Origin of the sequence: Stenotrophomonas sp. LST15-1-1.1, assembly GCF_040815575.1 — a bacterium.
Taxonomy (GTDB): domain Bacteria; phylum Pseudomonadota; class Gammaproteobacteria; order Xanthomonadales; family Xanthomonadaceae; genus Stenotrophomonas; species Stenotrophomonas lactitubi_B.
Window position 1 is genome coordinate 292251 of record NZ_JBFPNJ010000001.1, and the last position, 21766, is coordinate 314016.

Annotated in this window: 20 protein-coding genes; 12 read left to right on the forward strand and 8 right to left on the reverse strand. The window is 67.8% G+C overall.

What is annotated here, in order from left to right:
- Window positions 1-45: 45 nt before the first annotated feature.
- On the forward strand, window positions 46-510 hold the full coding sequence (mntR, locus tag MRBLST15_RS01395; protein WP_089235893.1) for a manganese-binding transcriptional regulator MntR: 465 nt from the start codon (window positions 46-48) through the stop codon (window positions 508-510).
- Between the two features lie 150 nt (window positions 511-660).
- Here mntR and MRBLST15_RS01400 read toward each other — a convergent pair whose 3' ends face one another.
- The 3 genes from MRBLST15_RS01400 to fabR form a co-directional block, all read right to left on the reverse strand.
- On the reverse strand, window positions 661-1197 hold the full coding sequence (locus tag MRBLST15_RS01400) for a thioredoxin-like domain-containing protein (RefSeq protein WP_367784805.1): 537 nt from the start codon (window positions 1195-1197) through the stop codon (window positions 661-663).
- Window positions 1187-3346 carry a TonB-dependent receptor plug domain-containing protein gene (locus tag MRBLST15_RS01405; protein ID WP_367784807.1) on the reverse strand — a complete coding sequence of 720 codons (2160 nt, stop codon included), beginning with the start codon at window positions 3344-3346 and terminating at the stop codon, window positions 1187-1189. Before MRBLST15_RS01405 ends, MRBLST15_RS01400 begins: the two co-directional genes overlap by 11 nt.
- A 196-nt stretch (window positions 3347-3542) precedes the next feature.
- Entirely contained in the window at window positions 3543-4199 is a 657-nt protein-coding gene (gene fabR / locus MRBLST15_RS01410; protein WP_033831321.1) for an HTH-type transcriptional repressor FabR, read from the reverse strand.
- 92 nt (window positions 4200-4291) lie between these two features.
- Here fabR and MRBLST15_RS01415 point away from each other — a divergent pair, with 92 nt between their 5' ends.
- Together MRBLST15_RS01415 and MRBLST15_RS01420 are read left to right on the forward strand one after the other, a co-directional pair.
- Window positions 4292-5362 carry a ferredoxin reductase gene (locus tag MRBLST15_RS01415; RefSeq protein WP_414716119.1) on the forward strand — a complete coding sequence of 357 codons (1071 nt, stop codon included), beginning with the start codon at window positions 4292-4294 and terminating at the stop codon, window positions 5360-5362.
- Window positions 5363-5375: 13 nt separating this feature from the next.
- Complete coding sequence (locus tag MRBLST15_RS01420; protein WP_100552731.1) at window positions 5376-6524, forward strand: fatty acid desaturase family protein; 1149 nt, start codon at window positions 5376-5378, stop codon at window positions 6522-6524.
- 4 nt (window positions 6525-6528) lie between these two features.
- Here the strand turns inward: MRBLST15_RS01420 and MRBLST15_RS01425 are convergent, their stop codons facing one another.
- The 5 genes from MRBLST15_RS01425 to MRBLST15_RS01445 form a co-directional block, all read right to left on the reverse strand.
- On the reverse strand, window positions 6529-6867 hold the full coding sequence (locus tag MRBLST15_RS01425; protein ID WP_312703863.1) for a tetratricopeptide repeat protein: 339 nt from the start codon (window positions 6865-6867) through the stop codon (window positions 6529-6531).
- Entirely contained in the window at window positions 6867-7442 is a 576-nt protein-coding gene (locus MRBLST15_RS01430) for a flavin reductase family protein (RefSeq protein WP_265956116.1), read from the reverse strand. Before MRBLST15_RS01430 ends, MRBLST15_RS01425 begins: the two co-directional genes overlap by 1 nt.
- The gene (locus tag MRBLST15_RS01435; protein WP_367784812.1) at window positions 7439-8068 is read right to left on the reverse strand and encodes a superoxide dismutase; all 630 of its coding nucleotides are present in this window, start codon (window positions 8066-8068) and stop codon (window positions 7439-7441) included. The genes MRBLST15_RS01430 and MRBLST15_RS01435 overlap by 4 nt, the downstream gene beginning before the upstream one ends.
- Before the next feature lie 382 nt (window positions 8069-8450).
- A complete protein-coding gene (locus MRBLST15_RS01440; protein WP_367784814.1) occupies window positions 8451-9974 on the reverse strand; it encodes a thioredoxin family protein in 1524 nt (507 codons plus the stop codon).
- 100 nt (window positions 9975-10074) lie between these two features.
- Window positions 10075-10554, reverse strand: a complete 480-nt coding sequence (locus tag MRBLST15_RS01445) for a GNAT family N-acetyltransferase (protein WP_312703866.1) — start codon at window positions 10552-10554, stop codon at window positions 10075-10077.
- Between the two features lie 54 nt (window positions 10555-10608).
- On the opposite strand from MRBLST15_RS01445, the gene MRBLST15_RS01450 reads away from it, so the two are divergent.
- The 9 genes from MRBLST15_RS01450 (at window position 10609) to MRBLST15_RS01490 (ending at window position 21715) form a co-directional block, all read left to right on the forward strand.
- Window positions 10609-11544, forward strand: coding sequence for a TIGR03571 family LLM class oxidoreductase (locus MRBLST15_RS01450; protein WP_367784816.1), 936 nt, complete (start codon window positions 10609-10611; stop codon window positions 11542-11544).
- 134 nt (window positions 11545-11678) lie between these two features.
- Entirely contained in the window at window positions 11679-12008 is a 330-nt protein-coding gene (locus tag MRBLST15_RS01455; RefSeq protein ID WP_367784818.1) for a DUF3817 domain-containing protein, read from the forward strand.
- A gap of 152 nt (window positions 12009-12160) precedes the next feature.
- Entirely contained in the window at window positions 12161-13357 is a 1197-nt protein-coding gene (locus MRBLST15_RS01460) for an MFS transporter (RefSeq protein WP_367784820.1), read from the forward strand.
- Window positions 13354-14547 (forward strand): isochorismate synthase, encoded by a 1194-nt coding sequence (locus tag MRBLST15_RS01465; RefSeq protein WP_367784822.1) that lies wholly within the window; start codon window positions 13354-13356, stop codon window positions 14545-14547. Before MRBLST15_RS01460 ends, MRBLST15_RS01465 begins: the two co-directional genes overlap by 4 nt.
- The gene (locus tag MRBLST15_RS01470; RefSeq protein WP_367784824.1) at window positions 14544-16196 is read left to right on the forward strand and encodes a (2,3-dihydroxybenzoyl)adenylate synthase; all 1653 of its coding nucleotides are present in this window, start codon (window positions 14544-14546) and stop codon (window positions 16194-16196) included. The genes MRBLST15_RS01465 and MRBLST15_RS01470 overlap by 4 nt, the downstream gene beginning before the upstream one ends.
- Entirely contained in the window at window positions 16196-16828 is a 633-nt protein-coding gene (locus MRBLST15_RS01475) for an isochorismatase family protein (protein ID WP_367784826.1), read from the forward strand. The genes MRBLST15_RS01470 and MRBLST15_RS01475 overlap by 1 nt, the downstream gene beginning before the upstream one ends.
- On the forward strand, window positions 16828-17085 hold the full coding sequence (locus tag MRBLST15_RS01480; protein ID WP_367784828.1) for a phosphopantetheine-binding protein: 258 nt from the start codon (window positions 16828-16830) through the stop codon (window positions 17083-17085). Before MRBLST15_RS01475 ends, MRBLST15_RS01480 begins: the two co-directional genes overlap by 1 nt.
- On the forward strand, window positions 17082-20960 hold the full coding sequence (locus tag MRBLST15_RS01485) for an amino acid adenylation domain-containing protein (protein WP_367784830.1): 3879 nt from the start codon (window positions 17082-17084) through the stop codon (window positions 20958-20960). Before MRBLST15_RS01480 ends, MRBLST15_RS01485 begins: the two co-directional genes overlap by 4 nt.
- A complete protein-coding gene (locus MRBLST15_RS01490) occupies window positions 20951-21715 on the forward strand; it encodes a 2,3-dihydro-2,3-dihydroxybenzoate dehydrogenase (RefSeq protein ID WP_312703874.1) in 765 nt (254 codons plus the stop codon). The genes MRBLST15_RS01485 and MRBLST15_RS01490 overlap by 10 nt, the downstream gene beginning before the upstream one ends.
- Window positions 21716-21766: the final 51 nt, after the last annotated feature.

Here is a 21766-nt window from a genome sequence, read left to right on the forward strand (position 1 = left end):
GAATTCAGGTTCGCACCCGATGACAACTGCAGGACAGGCACACGCGTGGGCAAGACGGACGATTCGACATCGCTGAAAAGCACCCCCTTGATCGAGGCCGAGCGCCAGGTCGAGAGCTTCCGGCAAGTGCGCGAGGCACACCGGATGGAACTGGTGGAGGACTATGTCGAGCTGATCTCCGACCTGTTGGCCGACGGCGGCGAGGCCCGCCAGGTCGACATCGCCACCCGCCTGGGCGTGGCCCAGCCGACCGTGGCAAAGATGCTGCGCCGGCTGGCCCGTGACGGTTGGGTGGTGCAGCGCCCGTACCGCGGTGTGTTCCTGACCCCCGAGGGCGAGGCGTTGGCCCATGCCAGCCGCCAGCGCCACCAGACCGTGGAGCGCTTCCTGCTGGCGTTGGGCGTGGACCCGGATACCGCGCGGCGTGATGCCGAGGGCATCGAGCACCATGTCAGTGAGCAGACACTGGCCCTGTTCGACGAATTCGTACGCAAGGCCGAGGGCGGCTGAGTCGCGGCTTCTTTACTGCTGTTCGCGCGGTATGGAATGAGTGCATCCACGCGTGGCGTGGATCTACTCGCGCAATCTGCTTTCTGTAGAGCCGTGCCATGCTCGGCTGCTGTTCGCGCGGTGATGAAATGAGTCGAGCATGGCTCGACTCTACAATTCAGGCGGGCAGCGCGCCTGTTCCTGAGCACACGCCTGCTTCCGCCATTCCTTCAATACCGGCTGGAGGCCTCCGTAGCGCCGCCCCTGCCAGCCATTGGCCAGCACCGTGCCCTGCGCATCGATCAGCACCAGGTTGGGCGGGGCCGGGCCCGCCAATGCCTGCAGCGCCGGCATGCGCTTCGCGCGACGCGGGTCCAGCACCGGCCACGGCATGTCCTGCAGCTGCATGTAGCGACGCAACGCCGCCTCGCTTTCATCCAGGCTGACATACACCACTTCGGTATCGGCGCCGGCCTCGCGCAGCGCGTCGCGCACGCCGCGCAGGGTCGGCACGAAGGCGTGGCAGGGCGCGCACCAGTCGGCACCGAAGTACAGCGCGATCAGCTTCGGCGGTGGCGACCACTGCACCGGCCGCAGGGCACGTGGCTCGGGCCGCATCAGCGACGCGGAGACCTGCGCGTGCAGGTCGGCCGCCGCGGCCGGCGATGCCAGTGCCAGCAGCAGTGCGGGCAGCCAGCTAGAACGCATAACGCAGGTTCACGTACCACGAGCGGGCGAAGCGAGGACCGTACACGTAGTCGCTGTCGCGCAGCGCGCCGCTTTCCAGATCCTTCTGCCGTTGGTCGAACACGTTCTTGACCCCGGCCGCCACCGACACTTCCTGCTGTGCCTGCGCGCCCAGATGGCGATGCCAGCGCGCGCCGAGATCGGTGACCAGGAACGCGCGGGTGCGGTGCAGCTCGCCCAGCCGGTTGTTGAGCACCGGCATCGATCCGGTGTGGCGCAGCGCCAGGAACGTCTCCCAGGGTTCGGCCGGCATCCAGCTCAGCTGGGCCACGCCGGTCCAGCGCGGCGTCTTCAGGTAGTCGCGGCTGTCGATCACCGTATCGCCGCCGTCGGCGGTGTCATCGAAGATGCGTTGGGGCTCGCGGAACTGCGAGCGGTACCACGACGCACCGGCAGTCAGCCGCCATTGCGGAGAGGGCTGCCAGCCGACGTTGGTTTCCATGCCCAGTACGTTCGAACCCGACGCGTTGTAGCGCAGCTGTGTCAGCTGGCCATCGTCGCCGCGCTGGATCTCGCCCAGCGCGAAGGTGTCACGGATGCGTGCGTAGGACGCGGTGGCATCCCAGCTCCATACCGGATCGGCCGGGTCCGAGCGCCAGTCGAACCCGAACAGGGTGGTCAGCGCGCGCTCCTCCTTCAGGCCACGGCTGTTGCGCACGCGCACCTGTTCGCCACCGAGGGTATCGACGTGGACATCCTCGACGAAGATTTCCGGCGCACGGAAGCCGGTGGCGATGCCCGCACGCCATTTCAGCCGGGGTGTCGCCTGCCAGGCGAGGGCGATACGCGGTGAGAACACGGCGCTGTCCAGTTCCGAACTCTTGTCCACGCGCGCGCCCAGCACCAGGTCGATGTCATCGCGTACGCTCCATTCGTCCTGCACGAACGCGCCGAGGTTGTGGAAGGTCGCATCCTCAAGCACGGCCAGGCGCTGGCCGGCGCCATCGCGGTTGTCGTCACGCAGGCCCTCATGCTTGTACTGCACGCCGAACGCAAGCGTGTGCGCACCCAGCCGCCAGCTCAACTGGCTGTCGATGTAGTGCAGCGGGTTGTGGGTGCGCCCGTACTGGCGCCACGAGCGTGATGCGGCACTGCCGGGCACGTTCGGGTCCAGCTGCGAAGGATCGTAGCCGGGCGCCGATGGGTCGGTGACCACATCGCCAAGACCGCCATAGAAGCTGTCGCGGTCGATGTCGGCGAAGGCATAGGCGAGACGGAAGTCGACGTCGCTGTTCACTTCCTGGTCCCACGACAGGCTGCCGCGGCGGTAGTTCGTATCCAGTGACTCGGCGATGTTGGCCAGGTGTTCGGGCTGGTCGAGGCGGTTGCCGCCGCGTCGGCTCTCATCGGTCACCTGCAGGTCCAGCCGCAGGCGCGTTCCCGGATTCGGTGCATACCAGGCCTGCAGGCCACCGACCTTGAGGTTCTTGCGGGTGATCTCGGTATAGCCGTCGCCGTTGTAGTCGATGCCGCTGTTCCAGTTGCGCTGGGCGATCACCGACAGTCCCGCGTCGGCTTTGCTGGCGACCAGATCCAGACGCACGTCGGCGTTTTTCTGCGGCGTGCCCTTCAGTACATCCACGCCGGCCTGCACATGGCCGCCGCTGCGTGCAGGCAGTGGCGGAATCAGATTGATGACACCTGCCACCGCGCCCGGCCCGTACAGCGACGAACCGCCGCCCTTGACCACTTCGATGCGGTCGACGAAGCCGGCGGGAATCTGTTCCAGGCCATACACGCTGCCCAGTGTGGACAGCAGTGGAATGCCATCGAACAGCAGCTGGTTGTAGGCACCGGGAAGACCCAGCAGCTGCACCTCGCTGTTGTTGCAGTTCTGGCAGTTGCTTTCCACGCGCAGGCCGTTGATCAGCTCCACCGCGCGGGAGAAATCGGTGGCCGCGCGCAGGGCAATGTCTTCCTTGCGCAGCACTTCGGTGCGGATCGGCACGTCCGACAGCAGGCGTTCGCTGCGGGTGGCCGTGCTGACTTTCACCTGCACCCGGTCCAGCTCGGTGGGTGAGGGCGGTGCAGCGACTGCGGCCAGTGGCAGGGCGGCGGCGATACCGGCAGCCAGCGGCAGCCGGCGGAGAAGGGAGGCAGCAATGCGCATGGGGGCGTCGTCCTTGGGGAGGGAGGGCGGCGAGGGCGACCTGGCTGGCGCACATGAAAGCAGATGGTCATCAATATAGCAATTGCTATAATGATGCCTCTACTCGTGCCGGGACCATGGCCTTTACTCGAATGCAAGTGTTATAACATTACATATTGCGCGCGCAAACGTGCCGGTGGTCGTGCACCGGAAGGGGTCAGCCGCGGCGGAAGGCGGCGGGAGTGCGCGCGCCGACGATGATCATGCGGATCATCGTGGAGATCTGTTCGACCAGTTCCGGGTCGTTCTCAGGGGGCTGGTCCATGGCCGAAGCGCCCATCGCAAACACCAGCCGGGTGATCGCCATCGACACCAGTTCCGGCTTGTACAGCACCGCGCCATCCAGTGCGGCCAGGCGCACCAGGTCGTGCTGCAGCTCTTCTTCGAAGTAGTGCAGTTCGCGTTCGACCGCGTGCTTGAAATCGTCCGAGCCGACCGCGCCTTCGCGCAACAGCACGTGCAGCAGCTTGTCGTCGGCGCGCAGCTGTTCCATGAAGGTTTCCACCGACACGCGCACCACGCTGGTGGCGCTGGACGTAGCGCGCTGGCGGGCTTCGCCGATGATGGTGCGCAGTGAGCGGCCAGCGACGTCGATCAGGGCGACGGCAAGTTCGTCCATGTCGCGGAACTGGCGGTAGAAGCTGTTGGGTGCGATGCCGGCCTCGCGCGCGACTTCGCGCAGGCTGAGGGTGGACAGGCTGCGATGCGGGCCGATCAGTTTCAACGCGGCGGCCAACAGATCCTCGCGGCTCACCGTACGGCGGGCCGGGCTGTTGGCATCTTCAGGCGGAGACAGAACGGTGGCGGCGGCCATGGCACTTCCGGAGGGGCAAGGCTGAATCATACCCAATCCGGTGCAATATACACATGTATACACAGCTGTGTGTGCGGCCGTATAGTGCGCCCATGAGCGCTGTCGTCCGACCTTCCCTGCTTTCTCCGTACCGCTGGCTGTCGCCGTCGCTGTTCGACTTCTGGGCGGGCCAGCTGAATCCGTTGTGGACCCTGCGTGATCCGATGGCCCGCCTGGTACGGCGCGAGCCGGCCGGCGAGGGCGCCGCGACCCTGGTCCTGCGCTGCAACCGGCACTGGGCCGGGATGCGCGCCGGCCAGCACGTCACCCTCGGCGTTGAGCTTGAGGGGCGTGTATTGCGCCGCAGCTACAGCCCGACCCGCCTGGGCCGCCGCGAGCTGGCCATTACCGTCAAGGCGGTGGAAGGCGGCAAGGTCAGCCAGCATCTGGTCGCACACGCCAAGCCGGGCGACCTGTTCCGGCTGGACGCGGCCTTTGGTGATTTCCATATGCCTGCCGCCGCGCCGGTATTGCTGTTGGCGGCCGGTAGCGGCATCACGCCCATGCGCAGCCTGCTGCGCGACGCCTGCCAGCGCCCGCTGGCTGCACCGGTCGACCTGTTCTACTGGGAGCGCAGCGCGGCGGCGTTCCAGTTCCGCGATGAACTGCTGGCCCTGGCTGCGGCGCATCCGAACCTGCGCGTGCACCTGCTGGCCACCCGCGAAGGCGACGCGCCCGCTGCGCGTATCGACAGCCACACGCTGGCCGTACCCGGTGACGACACTCCGCTGGCGCAGCGCCATGTACTGGCCTGCGGCCCGGACGGTTTCGTTGCCGCCGCGCGCGCGCGGCTGGCCCAGCAGGTGGCCGGTTTCCAGGCGGAAGCCTTTACCCCTCCGGCCGCACTCAGTGATGCCGACAGCCTCGGCGAGGTGGCATTGACCCTGGCCCGCAGTGGCCGGCGGCTGATCGTGCCGCGTGGCCGCTCCCTGTTGGAAAGCCTGGAGGCGCAGGGCATCGCGCCCAAGCACGGCTGCCGCATGGGCATCTGCAACAGCTGCACCTGTGAACGCGTCAGTGGCACCACCCGCCACCTGCGCACTGGCGACACCCAGTCCGAAACGGCCGTGCCGGTGCGGATCTGCGTGAGCGCGCCGACCACCGACCTGACCCTGGATCTCTGAGGACTCCGTTGCCATGACCCGCGCTACCGACCGTGCCCTGAGCCCTGCCGAGATGCAGACGTTTGGTGAGGAACTCGATGCGATCCGCGACCGTGTGATCGGCAGCCTCGGCGCGTCCGACACCCGCTACATCCGCCGCGTCGCAGCGGCTGTGCGCTGGTCCGGCGTGCTTGGCCGCAGCCTGCTGTTCCTGGGCGCGTTCTCTCCGTTGTTCTGGGCACCGCTGCTGTGGCCGGCCTGCATCGCCGGCACCCTGCTGCTGGCGCTGGCCAAGATCCTGGAAAACATGGAGCTGGGCCACAACGTCATGCACGGCCAGTACGACTGGACCGGCGACCCCAAGCTCAACGGCAACACCTACGAATGGGACATCGTTGCCACCGCCGACAACTGGCGCAAGACCCATAATTTCCGCCACCACACCTACACCAACGTGCGTGGCATGGACGATGACATCGGCTATGGCCTGCTGCGCATCTTCCCGGAACAGCGCTGGAAGCCGTTCTACCTGCTGCAGCCGATCATCGCACCGATCTTCGCACTGCTGTTCCAGTGGGGCGTGGCTGCGCAGGATCTGCGCCTGGGCCGCTGGTTCAAGGGCCGCATCAGCAGCCGCGCGATGTGGCTGCAGACCCGTCCGGTGGCACGCAAGATGATCCGCCAGGTACTGAAGGACTACGTGTTCTTCCCGCTGCTGGCCGGTCCGTTCTTCCTGCCGGTGTTGCTGGGCAACATGGTGGCCAACGGCCTGCGCAACATCTGGACCTACGTGATCATCTTCTGTGGGCACTTCACCGCCGAATCGGAAACGTTTCCGAAGGAATGCCTGCGCAATGAATCGCGCGGCCACTGGTACCTGCGCCAGCTGCGCGGTTCGTCCAACATCAGCGGTGGTTTCGTGATCAACGTGCTGTCGGGCAACCTCAGCCACCAGATCGAGCACCATTTCTATCCGGACCTGCCGGCCAACCGCTATGCGGCGATCGCCAAGGAAGTGAAGGACATCTGCCGTCGTTACGGCCAGCACTACAACAACGGCTCGCTGCCGCGGCAGTTCACCCAGGTGGTCTGGCGCATCCTGCGGCACGCGTTCCCGAGCAAGCCGCGCCGCCTGCCGATGCCGGACATCATGCCGGCACCGGCGTCGGCCAACGCCGGCTGATCGTTCAGCCGGCCTTCGCCAACAGCGCAGGCGACTGGCGGTCCAGCCTGCGCAGGAACACCTGCATCTCCTTGCGGGCCTGCTGGTCGCCCTTGCTGCCGGCCACGCTGAGCCCGCGCTGCCACGCCTCGCGCGCCGCCTGTGGCTGGCCACCGGCCAGCCATGCCTTGCCCAGCAGTTTCCACGCTGCCGAATAGTCCGGGTCCAGCACCACGCAGCGCCCAAGGTGGGTGGCTGCGCGCACCGGATCGCCGGCGTCCAGCCAGCTTTTGCCCAGGCCGAAGCGCAGCAGCGCGCCGTCCTTGCCGGCAGCGAGCATCTTTTCCAGCGTTTCGATGTCCATCAGCGCACCTCCACCAGGGTTTCCACCGGCCCCGCCTGGAAGCGCCCGCGATGGAACAGCAGCGGTGCGCCGCCTTCTTCCCGCACGTCGACGATGCGCCCGGCCAGCAGCAGGTGATCGCCGACCGGCCACTGCGCGTGGCGGGTGCAGGTGAGGTGGACGACGGCACCCGCGATCCGCGGTGGCGCGTCCTCGCCGTCGTCCAGCAGGGGCACATCGGTGAATCGATGGCGTACCTGCGGGTCGGCGAAACGGCGCGCCAGGGCTTCCTGTCCGGCACCGAGCACGCTGATCGCGAACCGGGTGGCGCGCTGGAACGTGGACAGGCTCTGCGCATGCAGGGCCAGGTTCCACAGCACCAGTGGCGGCTGCAGCGAGATCGGCACGAACGAATTGATGGTCAGGCCCTGCGGCTTTCCCTGTGCGTCACGGGCGCAGACGATCGCCACGCCGGTAGGGAAATGGCCGAGCAACCGCCGCAGCGCACGCGGCGGCAGGCTGACCGACGGCACCGGTGCCGGAGCGGGAAAGACCCCTGCCCACGGCCCGGCGTATGCGCCAGAGTCCGCGTTCATGCGGCCCTGGCCTGGCGGTAGCGCCGGCCGACTTCGGCCCAGTTGATGAGGTTGAAGAACGCGCCGATGTAGTCCGGGCGGCGGTTCTGGTAATGCAGGTAGTAGGCGTGCTCCCACACATCCAGGGCAAGGATCGGGGTATTGCCGGAGGCGCCCGCCGCTGCGCCCATCAGGGGGCTGTCCTGGTTGGCGCTGCTTTCGACCTGCAGGCGGCCATCGCGATCGACGGTCAACCACGCCCAGCCACTGCCGAAGCGGGTCTGCGCGGCCTTGCTGAAGGTCTCTTTGAAGGCGTCGTAGCCGCCGAGGTCGCGATCGATGGCCGCGGCAAGTTCGTCATCGGGTGTGCCGCCAGTGGCGCTGAGCACGGTCCAGAACAGGCTGTGGTTGGCGTGGCCGCCGCCGTTGTTGCGCACCGCGCCGCGGATCGATTCGGGCAGGGCATCCAGATCGGCGATCAGGGTCTCCACAGGCTGCGCCGGCAGGCCCGCCTGTTCCAGCGCGGCATTGAGGTTGTTGACGTAGGTCTGGTGGTGCTTGCTGTGGTGGATTTCCATCGTGCGCGCATCGAAGTGCAGTTCGAGGGCGTCGTAGGCATAGGGGAGGGCGGGAAGCGAGTACGACATCGAGACAGTCTCCGTGGGGAAGGCCAGGGGTGTGGCCGTGGGGAGACTGTTATCGCACCTCAACATTGGTTGAGGTCAAGAGGAGTGATTGAAAAGCGGGCGCTGTCGGCGCGTTGACGGTCCCGTGATCGCGTGGGCGGATGGGCGCATGCAGGACACGCCGTAAACCCATCCATGGGGGCTCGATGGCGCCATCCATGGCGCCAACGGTCCTGCACGCGCCCATCCGCCCACGCAAGAAAGGTCCTCGCGCCGGCGCGGAGGCGACGTCAAAGGCGAGAGCAGCAGGGGTAGTGCCGGCCGCTGGCCGGCAACTCGCGTTGGTCGGGGCTGCCGGCCAGCGGCCGGCACTACCTGTATCCGTCGAATCCTGCGTCTGGCGTCAGCTCAACCAATCCTTGCAGGCGCTATCAACCTGATCACCACAGGCGGTCTGCATCCGCTGCTGCAACCGTGCCAGCGTCTCCGCACCCTTGTGCTTCGCGCTCCACGCCTGCAGCTGTACGGCCAGCCGTTCGAAGCGCTGGCGCGTGCGCTGGTGGTAGCCGGACGGCTGCTTGTCCAGCTCGGCGATCAACGCCTCGGTGGCCTGCTCGATGCGCGGAGCATCGTCGGGCGCCAGCCGCAGCAGGCCTTCCACGTACAGCACACCCCATTGCACGCGCGTGGCAGGCCCCTGCGCGCCTTCGTAGGCACGCTTCAACCACTCCAGGGCGCCGGCGGTATCACCGCGCTGCTCGGCCAGTTCGGCCAGCTCCGGCATGTAGTAGTAAGGCTGCTCGCTGCGCTTCAGCTCGGCCAGCAGCAAGGCCTCTGCGCCTGCATCGTCATCGACTTTACGCAGCGCGTAGACGGCGCTGCTGATGGTGGCCTGGCGCGCGTGTGCGTCCGTGGCGGCGGCATCAGCGGCGGCCACGCGCTGCTTTACCCGCTCAACCAGGGCTGCCGGCAGCGCGCCTTCGGGCTGCTGCTGGCGGGCCAGCGCCAGCTCGGTCAGTGCGCGTGACAACGCATCGTCAGCGCGATCGCCACGCGCGGCATCGGCGCGTTCCAGCGCGACCAGCAGCTGCTGGCCGAGGGCATTGCTGCTGGCCGGACCGGCGCTGGCCTGCTTGACCAGCCCGGCGCCGGCATAGCCCAGCAGCTCGCGGTTGCGACGTACTTCCGCCGGCTGCGCCAGCACGGCCTGCAACCGTTCGCGTACCTGGGTGGGTGCTGTCGTCGGTTTCTCGGCTGTAGCCAAGGCGAGCAGCGCGAAGCGACGCTGCAGCGCAGGTTCGGGTGCGGCCTTGGCCAGCTGCTGCAGCACGTCCTGCGTGCTGCGCTTGCCGGCCAGGCGGTTTGCATCCACTTCCCAGCCGTAGTCACCCAGCACCTGCCAGTCTTCGGCACCAAGCTTGGCCGGCGTGGCCAGCGCGGTCGCGAGCGTTTCAGCAACGGCGCTGCGGCGGCTGGCGGCGACGGTCAGTGCTCGGGTCAGTTCGGCCGCGTCGTTGCCGCCGGCGACGCGGGTGATTTCGTTGCGCTGCGGGTCGAGCACGATCAGGGTCGGATAGCCGCGCACGCCGAAGCGTTCGCCCCACGCCTGCGCGCCTTCCTCGTCGCCGTCCAGGTACACCGGCACGAATTTGCCGGTCAATGCGATGAAGGCCGGATCCTTGAACAGCCCGGCCTTGAGCTGGTTGCACGGCGGGCACCACACCGCGCCCCAGTACAGCAGCACCGGCTTGCCACTCTCGGCGGCCTCGTTGAAGGCATCATCCACATCGCCCTGGCGCCAGGCGATGGCGGAGGCCGGGGCGGTGGCTGCCGCCTGCGCCGTCGGCACCGGGGCGGAAGCGGGTGAGCAGGCGCTCAGGGCCGAGGCCAGCAGCAACATGGAAAGCGCGACGCGCATCGGCAGCATCTCGAAGGACAGGGTGATGGGGCCATTGTAGGAACGGTCGGGGTGCTGGCTGATGCAGTTTGCTTATGTCGCACGCGCAGCACGGCATGTGGGCTGGAGATCAGTGCGGGCCAAGGTCCGCACCCATCGAAGCGGGCACCGTCAACACCAGTGGTTGGTAGATCAGGCCGTTGAACTGGCCAACCTCACCATCCAGCACGAATCCATAGTGTTCGTAGGCCGGCACCGCGTTGAGGGAGGCGCGCACGGTCATCTGCGGGCCACGCACCTGCGGCAGCACCGCCCGCAGCAGGGCACGACCAATGCCTTGCCCCTGCAGTTCCGGTGCGACGAACAGCATTGCCAGATGCTGGCCGGCCTTCAGTTCCACCACGCCGACCACCTGGCCTGCCTTTTCGGCCACAAGAATGTGGTTGTCGCCCTGCAGGCGTTCGGCGAACGCGGAGGCGGCAGCCACCGTGCCGAATGTGGCGATGCCCTCGGCGGTGAGCATGGGCGCAACGGCCGAAGTGAAGGCGGCCATGCACACCGCGCTGATCGCGGGCAGGTCATCGACATGGGCGGCGCGGATCCTGGTCATGCGCTGTACTTCCTGTGGCGGGACGGCATCAATGCCCCACGCTAAGCTGGCGGCATGACTGATTTCAATCCCGCCCATGCCCGCCTGTTTCCAACGCAGGGCCTCAGCCTTGGCCTGATGACGCCGGTGGCCGCACACGGCCTGGCCGATCCAGTGGAAGCGCGACGCATCGCGCGGCTGGCCGACGATCTGGGTTTCGCCGCGCTGTGGACCCGGGATGTGCCGTTGATGGTGCCGCAGGGGCCGGATGCGACTGCCAGCGCGCTGGATGATCCATTCCTGTGGCTGGGCATGCTGGCCGCGGCGACCGAACGCATTGTGATCGGTACTGCGGCCATCGTGCTGCCATTGCGGCAACCGCTGCAGGTGGCGAAGTCGGCGCTGAGCCTGGACCGGATCAGCGGTGGACGCTTCGTGCTGGGTCTTGGCTCGGGTGATCGACCCGAGGAGTTCGCGGCATTCGGCGAGGATCTGCAAAGCAGGGCGGCGACCTTCCGCGAACGCTGGTCGCTGCTGCGTGCGGCGCTGTCGCCCGAACCATCCGAGCGTGCGCCGGTGCTGCAGGCAACCGGTGGATACGATGTACTTCCCGCGCCGGCCAGGCGCATTCCGCTGCTGGTGGTCGGTACTGCACGGCAGAGCCTGCAATGGATCGCGCGGGAAGCCGAAGGCTGGGCGACCTATCACCGCGAAGAAACCGCGCAGGAAGGGCGCATTGGTCTGTGGCAGCAGGCCCAGGTCCAGCGTGGCGGCGTGCCCAAACCGTTCGTGCAGTCGATGCTGCTGGACCTGCAGGCCGAGCCGGCTGCGCCGGCAGAGCCACTGCCGCTGGGCTTGAAGGTGGGCCGAGATGGCCTGCGCGACTACCTGTTGCGGGTGCATGCGCAGGGCGTGGCGCATGTGATGTTCAACCTGGTCGACAACGGCCGGCCGATGGACGAGGTGCTGCGTGAGATCGGGGAGCAGATCCTGCCGGATACGCGTCGGTAGGTGTCCATCTCGCTGGACACAGCTCTAACGTTCGCCTCTACCGTTCGCCGGGCATGGCCCGGCGCTACCCTCGGTGTTCGAATCGTTCGCATCTGCGTATCATTCGCATTTGACATCCACTGTTGGAGCCTTGCGTGACCCATCGCAACCCGCTGCATCCGACCGGACGCCTGTTCGTGATCGTCGCCTTCATCGAGGCCATCACCTGGGCGGGTCTGCTGGCCGGCATGTGGCTCAAGTACGGCCCGCAGGCCAACGTCGCGCTGGTGAAGCTGTTCGGGCCGCTGCATGGCGTGGCGTTCATGGTCTACGTGGCGGTGACCCTGTTTGCGGCGCTGCGCCTGCGCTGGCCCTGGTGGGCAACGGGTCTGGCCTTGCTGGCCGCAGTTCCGCCGTTGGTGACCCTGCCGCTGGAATGGTGGTTCAAGCGTCGCGGCCTTCTGTCGGTACGCGCAGGGCAGTGATGCACCCGCGGGTGCGTGCCCGTTAAGCGAATGGGTATCAAATGCAAATGCGAGCCGTTATCATTTAAGGATGGCGTCGCCGCCTGACAGGGCGACGTCGCGTGGGGTGCATAGGCGCCCGGCGTTCCCTCCTTGGTTACGGTTGGTGTTCCATGCATGCACGTCCCGTGGTTCCCGGCTTGCCGGCGCTGGTGTTGGCAGCCCTGATCGGCACCATGGCGATGATGTCCTTCGTCGCCGTCATCGGTCCGGTGGTCCGCCTGCTGGGCCTGTCCGAATGGCATGCCGGTCTGTCGGTCACGGCCGCGGGTGTGTTGTGGATGCTGGCCGCTCGCCCCTGGGGCCAGCTCAGCGACCGCATCGGCCGCAAGCGCGTGCTGATGCTGGCGATGAGTGCCTACACCGTGGTCTACATCGCGCTTGCGGTGTTCATCGATGTCGCACTGCAGACGATACCGCCGGTGCTGGTCTCGGTGCTGGTGCTGGTAGGGGCGCGTGGCCTGATCGGCCTGTTCTACGCGGCAGTGCCGCCGACCGCTGCCGCGCTGATTGCCGACAAGGCACCCACCGGCCAACGTGCGAAATTCCTCGCCCGCCTGGGCAGCGCCAACGCGCTGGGAATGGTGCTGGGTCCAGCTGCTGCCGGATGGCTTGCCTACAAGAACCTGCCGCTGGCGCTGTATGTGGCGGCACTGTTGCCGCTGCTCGCGCTGGGCCTGCTGGCCTGGCGCTTGCCGGCCACGCCACCGGTCGCTGCCGCGCAGAACCGCGAGCGCGTACCACTGTCGCGCCTCGACCCGCGGCTGCGCCTGCCGCAGATGGCTGCATTCGTGGCGATGGTGTCGGTCACCATCGCCCAGGTCACGGTCGGCTTCTTCGCCATCGATCGCTTCGGCCTGGATGCAGCCGAAGGCGCGCGCATGGCCGGCATCGCACTGACTGCAGTGGGTGTGGGCCTGATCCTCGCGCAGGGGCTGGTGATGAAGCTGGACGTGCATCCCCGACGATGGATCATCCTCGGCGCACTGATCGCTGGCATCGGCTTCGCGTCGGTGGCCGCGGTGCAGCAGACCTGGCAGTTGCCCGCGGCCTACGCGCTCGCGGCGTTCGGCATGGGCTTCGTGTTTCCCTCGTTCCAGGCGTTGGCCGCCGATGCGGTGCAGGCGCACGAACAGGGTGCGGCGGCTGGCACGGTCGCGGCGGCACAGGGACTGGGCATGGTGGCCGGGCCGATGCTCGGCACCCTGTTGTATCGCGGCGGGGCCAGCCTGCCTTATCTGCTGGTCGGCGTATTGCTGCTGGTGCTGTGCGTGCTGGCCGCGGCGTATCGGATGAAGGAGACGACATGAACGATTCCCTGATGCAGGGCGCGTGGCCGGAGGCTGCGTCGATGCTGCCGGAGCCCACCGCTGAAGCATCGCTGTTCCTGCTGCGGCAGGCCGATCAGCAGATGCACGCGCGGGGCTGCCGCGCACCTTTGCCGGCGGGCGCGCTGGCCACGCTGGCCGAGCGCGTGGCGACGTTCTTCGCGCAGCAGCGCGGTGGCCCGGGCCTGCTGGTCGGCGCGGTGCCGTTCGAGCCGCGTGCCGATGATGCGTTGTACCAGCCCGAGCGCCTGCTGCCGGCATTGCCTGTGCAGTCACAGGCGGCGCCGGCGCTGGCCGGAGCGCTGAGCGCCGAGCCGTCCGCGCAGGACTATGCAGCGGCGGTGGCCGACGCGGTCAGCGTGATGCGCACACCCGACCCGGCGCTGCACAAGGTGGTACTGGCGCGCAGCCTGGTGGCGCACACGCAGCAGGCGCTGTCGCCGGAAATGCTGCTGGCCCGCCTGGGCACCGATCCTTCGGTGGCGACCTACGCCGTGCCACTGCCGGTGGACGTCGGCCAGGCACCGGCGTGGCTGGTGGGGGCGACGCCGGAGCTGCTGCTGCGCAAGCGCGGTGCGCAGGTACTGTCGCATCCGCTTGCCGGTTCGGCCCGGCGCAGTGCCGACCCGGCGGCCGACGAGCGCGCCGCACAGGCGCTGCTGGCATCGGCAAAGGATCACGATGAACACCGCCATGTGGTGGAAGCCATCGTCGATGGCCTGTCGCCCTGGTGCAGCCACATCGAGGCGCAGCCGCGCCCGGTGCTGCACGCTACCGCCAGCATGTGGCATCTGGGAACGCGCATCCACGCCACGCTGAAGGACGCTGCCACCTCGGCGGCGACCCTGCTGGCCGAGCTGCATCCCACCCCGGCGGTCTGCGGTACCCCGCGGATGGAGGCACTGCAGCGCATCCGTGCGCTGGAACCGGTGCCGCGCGGCTTCTATGCCGGTGCCGTGGGCTGGCTGGATGCACAGGGTGACGGCGACTGGTACGTGGCGATCCGCTGCGCGCGCCTGCAGGGCACCCAGCTGCGCCTGTATGCCGGCGCCGGCATCGTCGCCGACTCGCAGCCTGCCGCCGAGGTCGCCGAGACCGGCGCCAAATTCGCTGCGCTGTTGAACGCACTGGGCGTGCAGGACCCGCTGCCCCTGATCGAGGTATCCGCATGACGCCGTCCGCCGTTGACTCCCACCTGCCGCTGCAGCAGCAATGGCCCGAAGCGCTGGTCGCGCGCTATCGGGCTGCAGGTCATTGGCGTGGCGAAACCTTCCCCGGTTTCCTGCGCGAACGCGCCGAGCGCCACGCCGATGACATCGCGGTAGTGGCGGGCGATGTGCGCTTGAGCTATGCGCAGCTCTGGCATGAGGCGGGGCGTATCGGGGCCGGCCTGCTGGCGCTGGGCCTGCAATCCGGGGAGCGCGTGCTGGTGCAGCTGGGCAACACCGCCAGTTTCATCAGCACCATCTGCGGTCTGTTCCGCGCCGGGCTGGTGCCGGTGTACGCACTGCCGGCGCATCGCATCACCGAGCTGGCCCACTTCGCCCGCAAGGCCGAGGCCAGTGCCTACATCAGTACCGATGTACATGAGGGTTTCGACCATCGTGGCCTGGCGCGTGCGCTGCAGGTGGAGGTGCCGGCGGTGCGCCACGTGTTGATCGATGGCGACGCGGCCGAGTTCGTCGCGCTGGACTCGCTGCAGGGCGACCGCAGCCAGCTGCCGGCCGATCCTGACCCGCAGTCGGTGGCTTTCCTGCAGATCTCCGGCGGCAGTACCGGGCTGTCAAAGCTGATTCCGCGCACGCATGACGATTACATCTACTCGTTCCGCGCCAGCAACGAAATCTGCGGCATCGACCGCGACAGCGTGTACCTGGTCGCGCTGCCGGCGGCACACAACTTCCCGATGAGTTCACCGGGTTTCTTCGGTGCGCTGTACGCCGGCGCCCGCGTGGTGCTCAGCCCGGGCCCCGGCCCGGATGCGGCATTCCCGTTGATCGCGCGCGAGAAGGTGACCTGCTGTGGTCTGGTACCACCGCTGGCACTGCTGTGGGCGCAGGCGGCGGCGACCAGCAGGCACGATCTGTCCAGCCTGCAGGTCCTGCAGGTTGGTGGCGCCAAGCTGGTGCCGGAAGCCGCGCGGCGGGTCATCGATGGCCTCGGTTGCACGTTGCAGCAGGTGTTCGGCATGGCCGAAGGCCTGGTCAACTACACCCGGCTGGATGATCCGCCGGAACTGATCGTCGCCTGCCAGGGGCGGCCGATCAGTGCCGATGACGAAGTACTCGTGGTCGATGACCATGACCGGCCTGTTACCGCAGGCGAGGTTGGCCATCTGCTCACGCGTGGCCCGTATACCATCCGCGGCTACCACAACGATGCGGCGGCGAATGCGCGCTCGTTCACCGACGATGGTTTCTATCGCACCGGCGACCGCGTGCAGCAGCTGCCCGGGGGCTACCTGGTGGTGCAGGGTCGTGCCGGCGACCACATCAACCGGGCCGGCGAGAAGATCTCCGCCGAGGAGATCGAAGACCATCTGCTGGCCCATGCCAGTGTGTTCGATGCCGCCGTGGTTTCCATTCCGGACGACTATCTGGGCGAGCGCAGCTGTGCCTTCGTGATCCAGCAGGGCGAGGCGATCAAGGCACCGGCGCTGAAGGCGTGGATGCGCGGACGTGGGCTGGCCGCGTTCAAGGTGCCCGATCAGATTGTTTTCGTGGACAGCTTCGATACCACGGCGGTTGGCAAGATCAGCCGCCGTGAACTGCGCGCGCAGCTGCGTGCGCGTCATCTGCAACAGACAGGAGGAACGCGCTGATGGCGCTGCCCCGTATTGCCCCGTATTCCCTGCCGACCGCCCCGGAACTGCCGCAGGCGCGTGGTGCCTGGCGTCCCCAGCGTGATCGTGTTGCCTTGCTGGTGCACGACATGCAGCGCTATTTCCTCGCCGCCTTTGATGCGGGAAACGCGCCGCTGCGTCCAGCAGTGGACAATATCGCGCGACTGCTGGGACATTGCCGCACGCACGGCATTCCGGTGTTCTACACCGCCCAGCATGGCGACCAGGACCGCCGTGACCGCGGCCTGCAGGCAGACCTGTGGGGTCCAGGCATGGGCCGTCGTGCCGACCACGAGCCGATCATCGACGCGCTGGCACCGGCATCGGGCGAGCATGTGCTGGTCAAGCACCGCTACAGCGCATTCCAGCGCAGCAATCTGGAGACGCTGATGCGCGTGCGTGGCCGTGATCAGCTGCTGATCACCGGCGTCTACGCGCACATCGGATGCACCGCCACGGCGGTGGAGGCGTTCCAGCGCGACATCGAAACCTTCATCGCTGCCGATGCCGTGGCCGATTTCTCGCGTGCCGACCACGATCAGGCGCTGCACTGGATCGCCCGCACCTGCGGCGTACCGATGACCACCGATCAGTTGCTGGAGGGATTGTGATGAAAGCGACGACCGAAGCCTTGACCCTGGAGCGCATGCGCGCCGACGTCGCCCGCGTACTGGATTGCCAGGCGGCTGACATCGGCGACGATGACAACCTGATCGATCTGGACCTGGATTCGATGCGCATGCTGGGGCTGGTGCTGGCCTGGGGCAACACCGGGCTGCCACTGGAATTTTCGCAGCTGGCCGAACACACCACGCTGCGCCAGTGGTGGGCGATGGTGCAGCAGCTGCAGGCCGCACAGACAGCATGAACGGAGCGCCGCTGCCGCTGACCGAGGCGCAGGCCGGGCTGTGGTTTGCCCAGCGGCTGGCACCGGAAAACCCTGCATTCAATACCGCGCATGCGGTGTGGATCGAGGGTCCGTTGGATGTGGTGGCGTTCACTGCCGCCGCCAACCAGGCCGCCGCCGAGGCCGAGGCGCTGGCCTTGCGTTTCGCCGAGGCCGAGGATGGCCAGCCGGTGCAATGGCACGAATCCACGTGGGTGCCATCTCTGCAGCTGCGCGATGTCGCTGCTGCGGCTGATCCGCAGCAGACGGTACGCGCCGCGATGCAGGCTGATCGCTGCAGCGCGGTCGATCCCACCCGCGACCGACTGAGCCAGCAGGTGCTGTTCAACCTGGGTGGCCAGCGCTGGGCCTGGTACCTGCGCGTGCATCACCTGGCCACCGATGGCTATGGCATGGCGCTGTTCACTGACCGTGTCTGCGCACTGTATGCGGGTCGCACCGGTAGCGCGTTGCCTGCGCTGGCGGGCGTGCTGGCCGACGATGCCAGCTATCGCAGCGATGCGCGCCGCGACGCGGACAGGCAGTGGTGGCTGCAGGCACTGCAGGGCGCGCCGGCCTGCGCTGGCCTGGCCGGAAACGCCGCTGCCAGTGACGATGCCGTGCGCTGGGTGCAGCCGGTGGACGCATCCTTCCGCGAGCGCCTGCTGCAGGTTTCGGCATCGTGGCTGCAGCCGTGGCCGGATGTGCTCGCTGCATTGGCCGCCGAGTATGTGCGCCGCATGAGCGCATCCGAGGAAGTCGTGCTCGGCGTGCCCTACATGGCGCGGCTGGGCAGCGTCGCGGCGCGGGTGCCGGCGATGGTGATGAACGTGTTGCCGCTGCGGGTGGCGGGCGGCGAGGACAGCGTCGAGGAATTCTGCCGGCGCATCGGGCGCCAGCTTAGCCAGGGCCGCAAGCATGGCCGCTACCGTGGCGAGCAGTTGCGTCGTGACCTTGGGCTGGTCGGCGCACAGCACCGCCTGCATGGGCCGTTGATCAACGTACAGCCCTTCTACAAGCCGCTGGCGCTGCCGGGTGTGCGGGCCTCGCTGGAGGTGCTGAGCACCGGGCCGGTGGACGATTTGACACTGGGCTTCCGTGGCGATGGACAGACCCTGCTGGATCTGGAGATTGAAGCGAACCCCGCCCTGTACGATCTGGACGAGGTGAAGGCGCATGCCCGGCGGCTGCTGCATTTCGTGTCGGCGGCGCTGCAGGCCGAAGACATCGCGGCGGTGCCGCTGGCCACGCCGGAAGAATCCAAACAGCTCGTGCATGGCTTCAATGCCACCACCCATCCGCTGCCTGACACCACCCTGGTCGAACTGCTGCAGCAGGGCATGGACCGTGATCCGTCAGCACCGGCGCTGGTGTTCGGCGATACGACGCTGGACCATGCCACGCTGGAGGCGCGCAGCTTCGCCCTGGCCGCGCAGCTGCGTTCGCTGGGCGTGGGGCCGGGCACCATCGTCGCCGTAGCGCTGCCGCGTTCGCTGGAACTGGTGGTGGCGCTGCTGGCGGTACTGCGCGCAGGTGGCGCGTACCTGCCACTCGACCTTGCCCATCCGGCGGAGCGCCTGGCGCGCATCCTGGCGTCGGCGCAGCCGGTCTGTGTGCTGGCAGAGAGCAGCGCGCAATCCCGGTTGGCAGACGTAACGGTGCTGCCGCCGGATCAGTGGACCGATGTGAGCTTCGCCGCACCCTGGCCCGGCCCGATGGGCGACGACGCGGCCTATGTGATCTATACCTCCGGTTCGACCGGCGAGCCCAAGGGCGTGGTGATCGAGCATCGCGCCATCGTCAATCGCCTGCTGTGGATGCGCGAGCACTACGGCATCGGCGCCGACGACCGGATTCTGCAGAAGACCCCGGCAACCTTCGACGTATCGGTCTGGGAATTCTTCCTGCCACTGCTGTGCGGCGCGACGCTGGTGCTGGCGGGGCCGGACGCGCACCGCGACCCGACCGAGCTGGCGCGATTGATCCGTGTGCATGGCATCACCACCGCGCATTTCGTGCCGTCGATGCTGGATGCGTTCCTGGCGGCACCGGCCTCACAGGACCTGCGGCTGCGGCGCGTGTTCACCAGTGGCGAGGCGCTGGACGCCACGCTCCGCGATCGCTTCCACGCGAGAATGCAATCCGAACTGCACAACCTGTACGGGCCGACCGAGGCGGCAGTGGATGTGAGCTGGTGGCCGGCGTCGGCCGATGATTGCTCGCGCCCGGTGCCGATCGGTTTCCCGGTCTGGAACACCCGGCTGTATGTGCTGGACGCACGGATGCAGCCCGTGCCGGTGGGCGTGGCAGGTGACCTTTACCTTGGCGGTGTGCAGTTGGCGCGCGGCTACCTCGGTCGCGATGACCTGACGGCCGAGCGCTTCCTGGCCGATCCGTTCCTGCCGGGGGAGCGCATCTATCGCACTGGCGACGTGGCGCGCTGGCGGGCCGACGGTGCTGTCGAGTACCTGGGGCGCAGCGACCACCAGGTGAAACTGCGCGGCCTGCGCATCGAGCTGGGCGAGATCGAAGCGGCGTTGCGCGAGTTGCCTGGCATGGACCGGGTGGAAGTACTGTTGCGCGATGATCTTCCCGGCGAGGCGCGGCTGGTCGCCTATGTGCCCATGGCCCTGGCCGATGCAGCCGTGCTGCGAAGTCATCTGCTGACACGGGTGCCGGACTACATGGTGCCGTCTGCGTTCGTCGGCGTGGATCAGTGGCCGGTGACGGCCAATGGCAAGCTGGATCGGGCTGCGCTGCCGAAGCCGCCGCAACAGAAGGTCGCGGGGCAGGCGCCGCGCACGCCGCTGGAGCAGGAACTGGCCGGGTTGTTCGCGCAGTCGCTGGGGCGTGAATCGCCGGTGGCCGTCGACGTGGATTTCTTCAGTCTCGGAGGCGACTCGCTGTCGGCCGTGCACCTGCTGCTGGCCATCGAGCAGCGCTGGTGTTGCGAGCTGGGTCTCGGCGCGCTGTTCGCGCAGCCAACCGTTGCCGCGCTGGCGGCACGCATTGCCGAGCCGCCTGCACATGCCGATCACGCGTTGGGACCGGTGATTGCGTTGTCTGCGTCCGACGAGCCAACCGTGGCGCCCTTGTTCGTGCTGCACCCGGCCGGGGGCATTGCATGGAACTATCGTGCGCTTGCCCGGGCGCTGCAGCCAACGCGCGCGGTGTACGGCCTGCAATCACCCGCGCTGGATCCTGCGCAACCCCTGCCAGGCAGCATCGAGGCCATGGCCAATGACTATGTGCAGCGGGTGATCACGCTGCAGCCGCAGGGGCCGATCCACCTGCTCGGCTGGTCGGTGGGCGGCATCCTCGCGCAGGCGATGGCGGTTCGCCTGCACGACATCGGCCGCGAGGTCGGCGAACTGGTGCTGCTCGATGCCTATCCCAGCGAGTGCTGGCGTGCCGAACCAGAGCCCGACCCGATTGCCGCGCTGCGGGCGCTGCTGGCCATCGCAGGGCATGATCCGGACGCGCATCCTGAGCTGGACGACCGCGCGCGCATCCTCGCCTTCCTTCGGCGCGGCGGCAGCGCGCTGGGCAGCCTGCCCGAGGTGGTGCTCGACGGCGTAGTGCGGGCGGTGACCGGAACCAATCGATTGATCCGCGAACACCAGCACCGACCCTTCGTGGGAACGCTGGCGCATGTGCGCGCCGGACGCGATCATCAGGCAAGGCCGCAACTGCAGTCCGCGCTGTGGAAGGCCCATGCGCTGCAGGTGGACGCCATCGAGCTGCCGTTCCTGCACGCCGAACTGACCGGTCGCGATGCCGTGGCACAGCTGGCACCGTGGTTGTCGGCGCGTCTGCAGCAATGGGACAGGCAACAGGAGAATGCAACGTGCAGTTGACCGGTTTTGAAGGAAACGTGGCGCTGGTCACCGGCGCAGCGGGCGGTATCGGCGCGGCACTGGTGGGGCAGCTGCTGGACGCAGGATGCCGGGTGGTGGCAACCGATCGTGAGCGGCCTGCGCTGGCGATCGACGATGGGCGCGTGCAGGCCTTCGCACTCGACGTCACCGACGGTGCGGCGGTGGACGCCCTGGTCGACCAGGTGGAAGCCACGGTGGGACCGATCACGCTGGCAGCCAGTGTGGCCGGCGTGCTGCATGTCGGCGAAGTCGTGGACACCAGCGACGCGGATTGGCGCAGGGTATTCGCGGTCAATGCCGATGGTGTGTTCCATGTCGGTCGTGCACTGGCGCGGGTGATGTCACCGCGCCGGCAAGGCGCCATCGTGACCGTCAGCTCCAACGCGGCGGGTGTGCCACGGCACGGCATGGCCGCCTATGCGGCCTCGAAGGCGGCGGCGACGATGTTCACCCGCTGCCTGGGCCTGGAGCTGGCGCCGCTGGGCATCCGTTGCAATATCGTTGCGCCTGGCTCCACGCTGACCCCGATGCAGACTGGCATGTGGGAAGACGAGCAAGGCGCGGCGCGGGTGATTGCTGGCAATCCGGCCACCTACAAGGCCGGCATTCCGTTGCGCAAGCTGGCCACGCCGGAGGACATCGCACAGGCGGTGATGTTCCTGCTGTCCGAGCAGGCCGGGCACGTGGCGATGAGTGACCTGTACGTGGATGGTGGCGCCACGCTGCGCGGGTAGGAATGCACTCTGTAGAGCCGAGCCCATGCTCGGCTTATTGCTCAATGCGGG

Excerpts from the sequence above, each read along its gene's own strand:
- MRBLST15_RS01420 (WP_100552731.1), top strand. The coding sequence starts at position 5,376 with ATGACCCGCGCTACCGACCGTGCCCTGAGCCCTGCCGAGATGCAGACG.
- fabR (WP_033831321.1), bottom strand. The coding sequence starts at position 4,199 with ATGGCCGCCGCCACCGTTCTGTCTCCGCCTGAAGATGCCAACAGCCCG.
- MRBLST15_RS01475 (WP_367784826.1), top strand. The coding sequence starts at position 16,196 with ATGGCGCTGCCCCGTATTGCCCCGTATTCCCTGCCGACCGCCCCGGAA.
- MRBLST15_RS01415 (WP_414716119.1), top strand. The coding sequence starts at position 4,292 with ATGAGCGCTGTCGTCCGACCTTCCCTGCTTTCTCCGTACCGCTGGCTG.
- MRBLST15_RS01470 (WP_367784824.1), top strand. The coding sequence starts at position 14,544 with ATGACGCCGTCCGCCGTTGACTCCCACCTGCCGCTGCAGCAGCAATGG.
- MRBLST15_RS01445 (WP_312703866.1), bottom strand. The coding sequence starts at position 10,554 with ATGACCAGGATCCGCGCCGCCCATGTCGATGACCTGCCCGCGATCAGC.
- MRBLST15_RS01485 (WP_367784830.1), top strand. The coding sequence starts at position 17,082 with ATGAACGGAGCGCCGCTGCCGCTGACCGAGGCGCAGGCCGGGCTGTGG.
- MRBLST15_RS01440 (WP_367784814.1), bottom strand. The coding sequence starts at position 9,974 with ATGCTGCCGATGCGCGTCGCGCTTTCCATGTTGCTGCTGGCCTCGGCC.
- MRBLST15_RS01405 (WP_367784807.1), bottom strand. The coding sequence starts at position 3,346 with ATGCGCATTGCTGCCTCCCTTCTCCGCCGGCTGCCGCTGGCTGCCGGT.
- MRBLST15_RS01460 (WP_367784820.1), top strand. The coding sequence starts at position 12,161 with ATGCATGCACGTCCCGTGGTTCCCGGCTTGCCGGCGCTGGTGTTGGCA.
- MRBLST15_RS01430 (WP_265956116.1), bottom strand. The coding sequence starts at position 7,442 with ATGAACGCGGACTCTGGCGCATACGCCGGGCCGTGGGCAGGGGTCTTT.
- MRBLST15_RS01400 (WP_367784805.1), bottom strand. The coding sequence starts at position 1,197 with ATGCGTTCTAGCTGGCTGCCCGCACTGCTGCTGGCACTGGCATCGCCG.
- MRBLST15_RS01450 (WP_367784816.1), top strand. The coding sequence starts at position 10,609 with ATGACTGATTTCAATCCCGCCCATGCCCGCCTGTTTCCAACGCAGGGC.
- MRBLST15_RS01425 (WP_312703863.1), bottom strand. The coding sequence starts at position 6,867 with ATGGACATCGAAACGCTGGAAAAGATGCTCGCTGCCGGCAAGGACGGC.
- MRBLST15_RS01480 (WP_367784828.1), top strand. The coding sequence starts at position 16,828 with ATGAAAGCGACGACCGAAGCCTTGACCCTGGAGCGCATGCGCGCCGAC.
- MRBLST15_RS01435 (WP_367784812.1), bottom strand. The coding sequence starts at position 8,068 with ATGTCGTACTCGCTTCCCGCCCTCCCCTATGCCTACGACGCCCTCGAA.
- MRBLST15_RS01465 (WP_367784822.1), top strand. The coding sequence starts at position 13,354 with ATGAACGATTCCCTGATGCAGGGCGCGTGGCCGGAGGCTGCGTCGATG.